Origin of the sequence: Variovorax sp. YR750 (genome assembly GCF_900109805.1) — a bacterium.
Classification (GTDB): domain Bacteria; phylum Pseudomonadota; class Gammaproteobacteria; order Burkholderiales; family Burkholderiaceae_C; genus Variovorax; species Variovorax gossypii.
The window spans coordinates 306,646-318,442 of the sequence record NZ_FOBJ01000009.1; the positions used below are offsets into that span (position 1 = coordinate 306,646).

At 68.2% G+C, this 11,797-nt stretch carries 10 protein-coding genes; all 10 read left to right on the forward strand.

Features of this window, described 5'->3' with window-relative positions; all coding sequences use genetic code 11:
- The first annotated feature begins 45 nt into the window (after window positions 1-45).
- Window positions 46-636, forward strand: coding sequence for an HD domain-containing protein (locus BMY35_RS20300; RefSeq protein ID WP_093202889.1), 591 nt, complete (start codon window positions 46-48; stop codon window positions 634-636).
- A gap of 21 nt (window positions 637-657) precedes the next feature.
- Window positions 658-1,425: a class II aldolase/adducin family protein gene (locus tag BMY35_RS20305; RefSeq protein ID WP_093202892.1), complete on the forward strand. Its 768-nt coding sequence runs from the start codon at window positions 658-660 to the stop codon at window positions 1,423-1,425.
- 120 nt (window positions 1,426-1,545) lie between these two features.
- Window positions 1,546-2,424 carry a bile acid:sodium symporter family protein gene (locus BMY35_RS20310; protein ID WP_093202894.1) on the forward strand — a complete coding sequence of 293 codons (879 nt, stop codon included), beginning with the start codon at window positions 1,546-1,548 and terminating at the stop codon, window positions 2,422-2,424.
- Between the two features lie 7 nt (window positions 2,425-2,431).
- Window positions 2,432-3,358, forward strand: a complete 927-nt coding sequence (locus tag BMY35_RS20315) for a LysR family transcriptional regulator (protein ID WP_093202897.1) — start codon at window positions 2,432-2,434, stop codon at window positions 3,356-3,358.
- Window positions 3,359-3,434: 76 nt separating this feature from the next.
- Window positions 3,435-4,862: an FAD-dependent tricarballylate dehydrogenase TcuA gene (gene tcuA / locus BMY35_RS20320; RefSeq protein ID WP_093202900.1), complete on the forward strand. Its 1,428-nt coding sequence runs from the start codon at window positions 3,435-3,437 to the stop codon at window positions 4,860-4,862.
- Complete coding sequence (tcuB, locus tag BMY35_RS20325) at window positions 4,846-6,069, forward strand: tricarballylate utilization 4Fe-4S protein TcuB (protein WP_093202902.1); 1,224 nt, start codon at window positions 4,846-4,848, stop codon at window positions 6,067-6,069. Before tcuA ends, tcuB begins: the two co-directional genes overlap by 17 nt.
- 25 nt (window positions 6,070-6,094) lie before the next feature.
- A complete protein-coding gene (locus tag BMY35_RS20330) occupies window positions 6,095-6,883 on the forward strand; it encodes a class II aldolase/adducin family protein (protein ID WP_093202905.1) in 789 nt (262 codons plus the stop codon).
- 46 nt (window positions 6,884-6,929) lie between these two features.
- Window positions 6,930-7,913 (forward strand): Bug family tripartite tricarboxylate transporter substrate binding protein, encoded by a 984-nt coding sequence (locus BMY35_RS20335; protein WP_093202906.1) that lies wholly within the window; start codon window positions 6,930-6,932, stop codon window positions 7,911-7,913.
- Window positions 7,914-7,950: 37 nt separating this feature from the next.
- On the forward strand, window positions 7,951-8,904 hold the full coding sequence (locus tag BMY35_RS20340) for a D-2-hydroxyacid dehydrogenase (RefSeq protein ID WP_256228954.1): 954 nt from the start codon (window positions 7,951-7,953) through the stop codon (window positions 8,902-8,904).
- 225 nt (window positions 8,905-9,129) lie between these two features.
- The gene (locus tag BMY35_RS20345; protein ID WP_093202952.1) at window positions 9,130-11,673 is read left to right on the forward strand and encodes a type VI secretion system Vgr family protein; all 2,544 of its coding nucleotides are present in this window, start codon (window positions 9,130-9,132) and stop codon (window positions 11,671-11,673) included.
- Window positions 11,674-11,797 lie beyond the last annotated feature (124 nt).

An 11,797-nucleotide genomic window follows, 5' to 3' on the forward strand; every position in this document is an offset into this window, starting at 1 on the left:
ATACAGTGATCAGCTCCCCACAAGACAAGAACGGAGACTCCGGCGATGAACGCACGCGCAAGTTTCAAGAGCATGCAGGAAAGCACGCGCGAAGACTGGCAGCTGATCGGTGGCGAATTCATGCAGTTCGCGGGCGGCCTGCCCGCGCGCGTGATCAAGCACCTGCAGATCCTCGAGGGCGACTACGGCGGCTTCCCGGTCGACCGCTACACCCACTCGCTGCAGACCGCCACCCGCGCGCTGCGCGACGGCCGCGACGAGGAATACGTGGTGTGCGCGCTGCTGCACGACATCGGCGACACGCTCGGCAGCTTCAACCATCCCGACATCGCCGCGGCCATCCTGAAGCCCTTCGTAAGCGAGGCCAACCACTGGATGGTGCAGAACCACGGCATCTTCCAGGGCCACTACTTCTTCCACCACATCGGCCTGGACCGCGACATGCGCGACAACTTCAAGGGCCACCCGCACTACGAGCGCACGGCCGAGTTCTGCGCGCTCTACGACAACCCCGCCTTCGACCCCAAGGCCGAGACGCTGCCCATCGGCGAATTCGAGCCCATGCTGCGTCGCGTGATGGCGCAGCCGAAGCAGAGCATCTACAAGGCCGCGCTCACCGAGCCCGCGGCCGCCTGACCCCATCCGAGGACCAATCCCATGAACGCCTTCGCCCAACCCGAAATCCAGAAGCTCGTCTCCGCCGAGGAGTGGCAGCTGCGCGTCGACCTCGCCGCCTGCTACCGCCTCGTGGCGCTGCACGGCTGGAGCGACCTCGTCTTCACGCACATCAGCGCGCGCATTCCCGGCCCCGAGCACCACTTCCTGATCAACCCCTACGGCCTGATGTTCGACGAGATCACCGCGTCGAGCCTGGTCAAGGTCGACCAGCAGTGCAACAAGATCATCGACTCGCCCTACCCCGTGAATCCGGCGGGCTTCGTGATCCACAGCGCGGTGCACGCCGCGCGGGAAGACATCCAGTGCGTGCTGCACACCCACACGCGCGCCGGCATCGCCGTGAGCGCGCAGAAGAACGGCGTGCTGCCCATCAGCCAGCAGTCGACCTTCGTGCTGGCCTCGCTGGCCTATCACGACTACGAAGGCGTGGCCTTCCGCGACGACGAGAAGCCGCGCCTGCAGGCCGACATGGGTAATGCGAACTTCCTCATGCTTCGCAACCACGGCCTGCTGACCTGCGGCAAGACCATTGCCGACGCCTTCCTTTCGATGTACACCTTCGAGGCCACCTGCCAGATCCAGATCGCGGCGCAGTCGGGCGGCAGCGAACTCACGCACGTGGACCCGCGCATCGTGGAAGGCGTGGGCCAGGCCATGAAGGTGCAGACCGGCGGCATGGGCGGCCAGTTCGTCTGGCCGTCGCTCATCCGCAAGCTCGACCGCATCGACGACAGCTACAAGCAGTAAGACCTTCGTCGGTCCCGGTTTCCACGGCTGCCAGCGCCTGCGCGACAGGTGCTGGCGGCCATTTTTTTGCCACGCGAACAACAACTACAAGAAAAGAAGAACCAACGAGGAGACAGATCCATGGACAGTACCGTCATCGTCACCCGCTTCCTGTTCGGCGCGCTCGCGCTCGTGATGTTCGGGCTCGGGCTTTCGCTTTCCCTTGCCGACTTCAGGCGCCTCTTCAAGCACCCGAAGGCCGTGACCATCGCGCTCGTGCTGCAGGTCGTCGGCCTGCCGCTGGCCTGCTACGCGATCATCACGGGCTTCGGGCTGCCGCCGGTGTTCGCCATCGGGCTGATGCTGCTGGCGGCCTCGCCGGGCGGCATCTCGGCCAACCTGTTCTCGCACCTGTTCGGCGGCAACGTGGCCATGAACATCTCGCTCACGGCCGTGAACACGCTGCTGTCCATCGTCACGCTGCCGCTCATCGCGAACTGGGCCATCGGCCACTTCGCACAGGGCGGACAGGTGGTGCCGCTGCAGACGCGCAAGCTGGTGGAGGTCATCGCCATCGTGCTGGTGCCGGTGGCGCTCGGCATGTTCGTGGCCTCGCGCCGACCGGGCTTCGCGGCGCGCATGGAGAAGCCGACCAAGATCTTCAGCGGCGTGGTGCTCGCGGTAGTGACGGTGCTGGCCATCGCGAACGAGTGGAAGACCATCACGACCACCTTCGCGCAGATCGGCGTGCCGGTGCTGCTGTTCAACCTGCTGAGCCTGCTGGCGGGCTACTACCTGAGCCGCGCCGCCGGGCTCGACAAACCGCTGGCCACCGCCATCAGCTACGAGATCGGCATCCACAACTCCACGCTGGCGATCTTCATCGCGGTGAGCGTGCTCGGCAGCTTCCCGCTGGCGCTGCCGGCGGCCATCTACTCGGTGGTGATGTACATCACCGCGCCGCTCTTCGGCTGGCTGCTGCTGCGCCGGCCCGCACCGGCGACCGCGCCTGCGCGATGATCGGCGGATGGAACTCCGGCAACTGCGCTACTTCGTCAAGGTCTGCGAGCTTCGCAGCATGGGCCGCGCCGCGGTCGAGCTGGGCGTCGTCACCTCGGCGCTGAGCCAGCAGATCAGCCGGCTCGAGGGCGAGCTCTCCACCCGGCTGCTCAAACGCAGCTCCAGCGGCGTGGTGCCCACCGATGCCGGCGTGGCCTTTCTCCACCAGGCCCAGCTCGTGCTGCGCCATGCCGACGACGCGGTGCTCGCGGCGCAGCAGGCGCGGCTCTCAGGCCACGTGAGCGTGGGCCTGGCGCCCACCACCGCCACGGTGCTCGGCGTACCGCTGATGCGCGCCATGCGCGAGCGCTACCCCGAGGTGCGGCTGCACATGGTGGAGGCGCTCTCGGGCCATCTCACGACCATGCTGCAGGCGCGGCAGCTCGACCTGGCCGTGCTGTTCCAGACCGACACCCCGCGACGCTGGAGCGTGACGCCGCTGCTGGCCGAGAAGCTCTTCGTGATCGCATCGCCCGCCCTGGCACAGCGCCCCACCGGTGCGCGCGTGCGCCTGTCGCAGCTGGCCGACCTGCCGCTCATCCTGCCCAGCGGCAGCCACGGCCTGCGCGCCACGCTGACGGCCGCCTTCACGCGGGCACGCATCTCGCCGCGCATCGTGGCGGAGGTCGACGGCCTTGCGCTGTTGATGGACGCGGTGCGCGCCGGCCACGGCGCGACCATCCAGCCCGGCGCCGCCACCGCGCGGCACGACCGCGACGACTTGCAGCTCACGCAGATCGCCGACGCGCACGTGGGCCGCCGCAACCTGCTCGTGAGCCTGTCGGACGACGAGCTCTCCCCCGCCGCGCTGGCCACGCGCGTGGTGGTGGCAGAGACGGCGCGTGCGCTGGTGCGCGAGGGCCGCTGGGCCGGCGCCAGTCTTCTCGAAACGTGAACACCCGTTGCCCGAACCGGCCTTTCGCCTGAAGGCCGGCCTGCCTAGAGTCTCCTGATTCCAAGGAGACCCACGAGTGATGGACGTACTGGTTGTCGGAGGCGGCAATGCCGCCCTCTGCGCCGCCCTGATGGCGCGCGAGGCAGGCGCCTCGGTGCTGCTGCTCGAAGCCTCGCCCAAGGCTTGGCGCGGCGGCAATTCGCAGCACACGCGCAACCTGCGCTGCATGCACGACGCACCCCAGGACGTGCTGGTCGATGCCTACCCCGAAGAGGAATACTGGCAAGACCTGCTGAAGGTGACCGGCGGCCTCACCGACGAGCACCTCGCGCGCCTGGTGATCCGCGCCTCGTCGAACTGCCGCGACTGGATGCGCAGCCACGGCGTGCACTTCCAGCCGCCGCTGTCGGGCGCGCTGCACGTGGCGCGCACCAACGCCTTCTTCATGGGCGGCGGCAAGGCGCTGGTGAATGCCTATTTCCGCAGCGCCGAGAGGCTCGGCGTGCGGATCCGCTACGAAACGCCCGTGGCCTCGGTGGAGCTCGACGGCGACCGCTTCGTGGCCGTGCGCACCGAAGCCGGCGAACGCATCGAGGCGAAGAGCTGCGTGCTGGCCGCCGGCGGCTTCGAGTCGAACCGCGAATGGCTGCGCGAGGCATGGGGGCGGAACGAGCGCGGCGAATGGCCGGCCGACAACTTCCTGATCCGCGGCACGCGCTTCAACCAGGGCGTGCTGCTCAAGCACATGATCGAAGCGGGCGCCGACAGCGTCGGTGATCCTTCGCAGGGCCACATGGTGGCCATCGACGCGCGCGCGCCGCTGTACGACGGTGGCATCTGCACGCGCATCGACTGCGTGTCGCTGGGCGTCGTGGTCAACCGCGAGGCGAAGCGCTTCTACGACGAGGGCGAGGACTTCTGGCCCAAGCGCTACGCCATCTGGGGCCGGCTGGTGGCGCAGCAGCCGGGCCAGATCGCGTGGTCGGTCATCGACCAGAAGGCGGTCGGGCGCTTCATGCCGCCGGTGTTTCCCGGCACTCAGGCAGCCACGCTCGGCGAGCTGGCACGCAAGATCGGCCTCGACGAAGCCACCTTCGTGCGCACCGTGGAGGACTACAACGCCGCATGCCGCGTCGGCCGCTTCGACCACACCACGCTGGACGACTGCCGCACCGAAGGCATCGCGCCGGCCAAGACGCACTGGGCGCGCCCCATCGACACCGCGCCCTTCCACGCCTACCCGCTGCGTCCCGGCATCACCTTCACCTACCTCGGGCTGAAGGTGGACGAGACGGCGGCCGTGCGCTTCGGCGGCCGCGCGAGCCCCAACCTCTTCGTGGCCGGCGAGATGATGGCCGGCAACGTGCTGGGCAAGGGCTACACGGCGGGCGTCGGCATGAGCATCGGCACGGCCTTCGGGCGCATCGCCGGCACGCAGGCGGCCAAGGCCGCGCGGGCTTCCACGAAGAACGACAAGGAGGCCGCGCTTGCAGCAGCTCACTGATCTCGTCGCACGCGCCCGAGCGGATGCCGAGGGCACGCCCGCGCAGCGCGTGATTCCCATCGCCCCCGCGCTGCCGCTGAGCGCCGGCGAAGAAGAAGTCGCGCGCATCCTGCAGATCTGCAACGCCTGCCGCTACTGCGAAGGCTTCTGCGCCGTGTTCCCGGCCATGACCCGCCGGCTCGACTTCGGCAACAAGGCCGACACGCACTACCTTGCCAACCTGTGCCACAACTGCGGCGCCTGCCTGCATGCCTGCCAGTACGCGCCGCCGCACGAGTTCGCGGTGAACGTGCCGCAGGCGATGGCGCAGGTGCGCATGCAGACGTACCACGACTACGCATGGCCGCCCGCGATGGGGGCGCTGTACCGCAAGGCCGGCCTCACGGTCGCACTGGCACTGGCGGGCGGACTCGCCCTCTTCCTGGTGCTGGCCGTGGCGATGTCGGGCTCGCTGCTGCACGAGCCGATGGCGGGCAACTTCTACGCGATCTTTCCGCACAACCTGCTCGCGCTGGTGTTCGGCGCGGTGTTCCTCTTCGTGATGTTCGCGCTGGCCATGGGTGTGCGCCGTTTCTGGCGCGATGTATCGCCTGCGCGCGACAACCCGCGCGCCGAGGTGGCAGGCGTGCGCACATCCGCCGGCGCCGAGGCCGCGCACGACGCGCTGCGCCTGAAGTACCTGGACGGCGGCCACGGCGAAGGCTGCAACAACGAGGACGACCGCTTCACCCTGTGGCGCAGGCGCTTCCATCACTTCACCTTCTACGGCTTCATGCTGTGCTTCGCCTCGACCTGCGTGGCGACGCTCTACCACTACCTGCTCGGCCTTCACGCGCCCTATGCACTCACCAGCCTGCCGGTGTTGCTGGGCACGGCAGGCGGCATCGGCCTCGTCATAGGCCCTGTCGGCCTGCTCTGGCTGAACCTGCGGCGCGACCCGGCGCACGGCGACGCCGCGCAACGCCCCATGGACCGCGGCTTCATCGCGCTGCTGCTGCTCACCAGCCTCACCGGCCTCGCGCTGCTGGCGTGGCGCGACACGCGCTTCATGGCGCTGCTGCTGGCGGTGCACCTGGGCGTGGTGATGGCGCTTTTTCTCACGCTGCCCTACGGCAAGTTCGCGCACGGCATCTTCCGATCGGCCGCGCTGCTGAAGTTCGCCATCGAGAAGCGCCTGCCCAGCCGTCTGCAACTCGGCTCCGACTGAACACTCACCCGCGAAGGAAAGACTCATGACACAACCCGGCGTACTCCGGATTCCATCGATGAAGGGGCAATGCTCCGAAGCCGAATGGCAGGCCCGCGTCGACCTCGCCGCCTGCTACCGGCTGGTGGACCTCTACGGCATGTCCGACATGATGGCCAACCACATCTCCTCGCACGTGCCGGGCGAGAAAGGCGCCTTCCTCATCAACCCCTACGGGATGATGTACGAGGAGATCACCGCCTCCTGCCTCATCAAGGTGGACCAGGACGGCAACATCCTGTCGAAGCCAGACTTCGGCGAGCTCGACTACGGCATCAACAAGGCCGGCTACGTGATCCACAGCGCCGTGCATGCCGCGCGGCCCGACGTGGCCTGCGTGATCCACACGCACAGCTGGGCGTCGATGGCGGTCTCTTCGCTCGAATGCGGCCTGCTGCCGCTCACGCAGACCGCCATGCGCTTTTTGAAGATCGGTTACCACGAATACCAGGGCGTGGTTCTGAACACCGAGGAGCAGGCCTCGCTGCTGGCCGACCTGGGCGACGGCGAGGCCGTCATCTTCCGCAACCACGGCGCGCTGGTGGTGGGCCGCAGCGTGGGCGAGGCCTTCAACTGGATGCACCGGCTGGAGCTGGCCTGCCGCGCGCAGATCGGCGCGATGTCGTGCAACTCGCCGCTCAAGGCGGTGCCGCAGCACATCCTGGAAGAGACCTGGAACAACTACCAGCCCGGCACCCGCAGGCCCTACGGGCTCATGGAATGGCCGGCGCTGCTGCGCAAGCTCGACCGCATGGACCCGGGCTTCCGCGACTGAGCCTCCCTCCATCCGCTTCAGCCAACTCCCACGAGGACGAACAACAATGACACGAGACAAGCTTTCCTTTCCCTACCTGCGCAGGCTCTTCTGCGCCACGGCGCTGCTCGCCACCGCTGCCTGCGCCGCCGCACAGACGGCCTATCCGAACAAGCCCGTGCGCGTGGTCGTGGCCTTCACGGCCGGCGGCACCACCGACATCCTCGCGCGCGCGGTGACGCAGCAGATGTCGGAAAAGCTCGGCCAGCCCTTCGTCATCGACAACAAGCCCGGCGGCGGCGGCAACATCGGTACCGAGTTCGTGGTGCGCGCACCGGCCGACGGCTACACGCTGATCGTCAATTCCGTCGGCCCCATGGCCGTCAACCAGACGCTCTACAAGAGCCTGCCCTACGACCCGCTCACCGACCTCGTGCCGGTGGTGCAGATCGCCGACGTGCCCAACGTGCTGGTGGTCAACCCCGCCGTGCCCGCGAAGACGCTGGAGGAGTTCATCGCCTACGCCAAGGCCAACCCTGGCAAGCTGAACTACGGATCGACCGGCATCGGAACTTCGTCGCACCTGTCGAGCTATATGCTCGGCAAGCGCGTGGGCGCGGACATGCTGCACGTTCCCTACAAGGGCGCGAACGCGCTCAACGACCTGCTCGCGGGCCGCGTGCAGTTCATGTTCGCCACCATTCCTTCCGTCATCTCGCACATCAAGGCGGGCAAGCTGCGCGCCATCGCGGTGAGCAGCCAGAAGCGCTCGCGCTCGCTGCCGGACGTGCCCACGGTCGCCGAGAAGGGCTTCGCCGACTTCTCCGCCGGCTCGTGGTTCGGCTTCTTCGCGCCCAAGGGCACGCCTGCGCCGGTGATCGCGCTGCTCAACAAGTCGGTGAACGACGCACTGCCTTCGCTCGAAGCCCAGATGATCCGCGAAGGCGCCGACCCGGTGGGCGGCACGCCCGAGCAGTTCGGCAAGTTCACGCGCCAGGAGTACGAGAAGTGGAAGGCGATCGTGCGCGAATCGGGCGCGACCGCCGAGTGAGCGCCGGATGACGAGTACCCCACCCCTGCGTATCCTGATGAGCGCGCAAGCCGTCGCGCAGGCGGCGTCCGACCTGGGTGCCGCACTCGGCGAACGCACGCACGTTCTGGTGAGCCCGGGCGACGATGCCGACATCGCCTTCGTCTCGCGCGACGTCACCGGCCTTTCGACCAAGCACGAGGTGCTGCCGCACACGCAGGCCTTTCACGACGCGATGCGCAATGCGCCCTCGCTGCGCTGGGTACACGCGCATTCGGCGGGCGCCGACCGGCCGGTGTACGGCGAGCTGCGCGCGCGCGGCGTGGAAGTGACGACCTCTTCCGGCGCCAATGCCGGCGTGGTGGTGCAGACCGCGCTCGCGGGCGTGCTGATGCTGGCGCGGCAGTTTCCACAGCTGATGGCCGCGCAGCGCGCGCATGCATGGTCGCCGCTGGTAGGCAGCGGCCTGCCGCGCGACCTTGCGGGGCAGACCGCCGTGATCGTCGGCTGGGGACCGATCGGGCAAGGGCTGGGTGCGCTGCTCGCGGCGCTGGGCCTGCGCGTCGTGTCCGTGCGCGGCAGCGAGGCTGCGGCCGCGGCACCGGCGCACGAGAGCTTCAGCTACGAGCAGCTGCACACGGTGCTGCCGCGCGCCGACTGGCTGCTGCTGGCCTGCCCGCTGAGCGAACGCACGCGCGGCCTCGTCGATGCGGCGGCGCTCGCGCTGATGCCTGCGGGGGCGCGGCTGGTGAATGTCTCGCGTGGCGAAGTCGTCGACGAAGCGGCGCTGGTCGACGCACTGCGCAACGGCGCATTGAGCGGCTCCTACCTCGATGTGTTCGCACACGAGCCGCTGCCGGCAGGCTCGCCGCTGTGGAACCTGCCGAACGTGATCGTCACGCCCCACACCGCGGGCCATTCGGACGGCAACGAGGCGCGCGTGGCCACCATGTTTCTCGACAACCTGCGGCGCTGGGTGCGCGGCGAGCAGCTGTTGAACCGGGTGGCCTGAAGCGGTCGCCTTTTATTCCGGGCGGCATGGAAATGGCCGCGCCTTGCGTTTGCCGCGAGCATTTCTTCACGCATTTCCCTGCTTTCCGCGCTTCGTCATCCTCCTCGAATCGCTCGCTCGAATAATCCGAAAAAACTATTTTCGGTCGAGCAGTCGACTATTCAGGGAGGATCTCTCGTGCCCAAGCCCATCCTGGCCGGCCGTCGCGTCACCATTGCCACGCCCATGGGCGAGGCGCTGCAATTCCACCGGCTGGTCGGCCGCGAGGCGCTGAGCCGGGCCTACGCCTTCGACGTCGAACTGCTGGGCAGCAGCAACGCCATCGACCCCAAGGCCCTGCTCGGCAAGACGGCCACGGTGTCGATGCAGACCGGGCACGGCGGCACGCGCCATCTCGCAGGCATCGTCACCCGCTTCGGGCTCGTGCGGGAAGACGCGCGGCACTGCTTCTACGCGATGAGGCTGCGCCCGTGGTTCTGGCTGGCCTCGAAGCGGCACGACTACAGGATCTTCCAGGACCGCAGTGTTCCCGAGATCCTCGCCGAGGTACTCGGCCGCTACGGGCACCCCTTCGAGCAGAAGCTCACACGCAACTACAGGGCGTGGAGCTATTGCGTGCAGTACGGCGAGAGCGACTTCGATTTCGTGTCGCGCCTGTGCGAGCACGAGGGCATCTGCTACTACTTCCGGCACGAAGCCGCCCAGCACGTGCTGGTGCTCGCGGACGACATCGCCGGCTCGCACGACCCACTGCCCGGCGGCGAGACGGTGCGCTACCACCCGCACGAGCAGTCGGGCATGACCGGCGGCGAGGAGCCGGCCGAGCGCATCTATGCCTGGGAAATGGCCGAGGACCTGCGCTCCGGCCACCACTGCACCGACGACTACGACTTCGAGAAGCCCAAGGCCGACCTGAAGAGCCGGCGCCAGATGCCGCCGGGCCACGATCACGACGGCCATGAAGTCTTCGAGTGGCCCGGCCACTACCTGCAGAACGGCGACGGCGAAATCTACGCCGGCATCCGCAACGAGGAACAGCTGAGCGCGCGCAGCCTCGTCTCCGGGCGGTCCAACCTGCGCTCGCTGGCGCCGGGCCACACGCTGCGACTTGCCGGCCATCCGCGTGACGACCAGAACCGCCAGCACCTGGTGCTCGGCGTGGCCTATCACCTGCAGGAGAACCTGCGCGCCAGCGAAGGCACGGCCGGCACGTCGGGCGGCTCCATCCAGCGCTTCGCCTTCGATGCGCAGCCCACCAGCTTCGCGTGGCGCCCGCCGCGCTCCACGCCGAAGCCCCGCACCGGCGGTCCGCAGACGGCCGTGGTGGTCGGCCCGGCGGGCGAGGAAATCTGGACGGACCAGCATGGGCGGGTGAAGGTGCAGTTCCAGTGGGACCGACTGGGAAGCAATGACGAGAACTCGTCGTGCTGGCTGCGCGTGTCGCACGGCTGGGCGGGCGCGCAGTTCGGCACGGCGGCGCTGCCGCGCATCGGGCAGGAGGTGGTCGTCGATTTCCTCAACGGCAACCCCGACCGCCCGATCATCGTTGGCCGCTTTCACAACGCCGACGAAATGCCGGCATGGAAGCTGCCCGCCCAGACTCACCTGATGGGCATCCGCAGCCGTGAACTCGGAGGCGGCCTGCGCGGCAACCACCTGGCCCTCGACGACAGCGCGAGCAAGGTGCAGGCGCAGCTCAAGAGCGACCACCAGTGCAGCAGCCTCAGCCTCGGGCACATAGGCCGCATCGAGGACACCGCCGGCCGCAAGGACGATCGCGGCCAGGGCTTCGAGCTGCGCACCGATGGACACGGCGCACTGCGCGCCGCGCACGGTCTGCTGGTGAGCACCGAGCCCCGGCCGAACGCGCGGGCGCACATCACCGACATGGGCGAGACCATCGCGCGGCTCACCCAGGCCCGCGACGTGCACGAAGGCATGTCGCAGATAGCGCTGGCTGCCAAGGCTCACGAGGAAGGCGATCAAAGCGAAGTCGCCAGGGAACTCAAGCAACAGAACGATGCGATCAGGGGCAAGACCGGCGGCGCCGCGCAAGGCGAGTTCCCGGAGTTCGACCAGCCGCACCTGACGCTCGCCAGCCCTTGCGGCATCCAGGCCTCCGCACAAGGCTCAAGCCATTTCGCGAGCGGCGGACACAACGCGCTCACCAGCGGCGGGCACACCAGCGTCGCCAGTGCGAAGAGCTTCCTGGTTTCGGCGAGGAACGCGGTGCGCATGTTCGCCTACAAGGCCGGCATGAAGCTGGTGGCGGGCAATGCGGACATCGACATCGCGGCGCTGAAGAACAGCATCAACGTGCTTGCGAAGATGAACATCCGGCAGGAGGCCGACCGGATCACGATCACGGCGGCCGAAGAGGTCGTGATCAACGGTGGGTCCAGCTACACCTGCTGGAACGCTTCGGGGATCGTGCACGGCACTCGGGGCATCTGGCGGGCGCATGCGACCACGCACAGCTTCGTGAAGCCCGACAGCCGCACGCCCGACAAGATGAACCGGGACGTCCAGACGCGCTTCGACCAGGAGGTCATGTTTCATCACGTCGATGAAAAGGACACCCTCGCGGCAAGGCAGCGCTTCGAGCTCTTGCGCAACGGCGAGCCCAGCTCGCGGGCTGCGCCTTCCGGCGAGACGACGGGGCCGGGCCGGCAAGGCGGCGAGGTCACAAGCACCGACGGCACCACGCGGCAGCAGCGATCGGATGGCCCGGAGGTCTACAAGGTCCGATGGCTCGGGAGGAAAAAGTGATGGCGGTACAGGGAGAAGAAGAGGACATCTGGCTGGACTTCAGCCTGGGTCTGGGCGGTTTCGCGGAAGTCACCGCCGTGACGACGCCGCTCGACGACAGGAGAAAGATCCGCGTGCGCGTGCC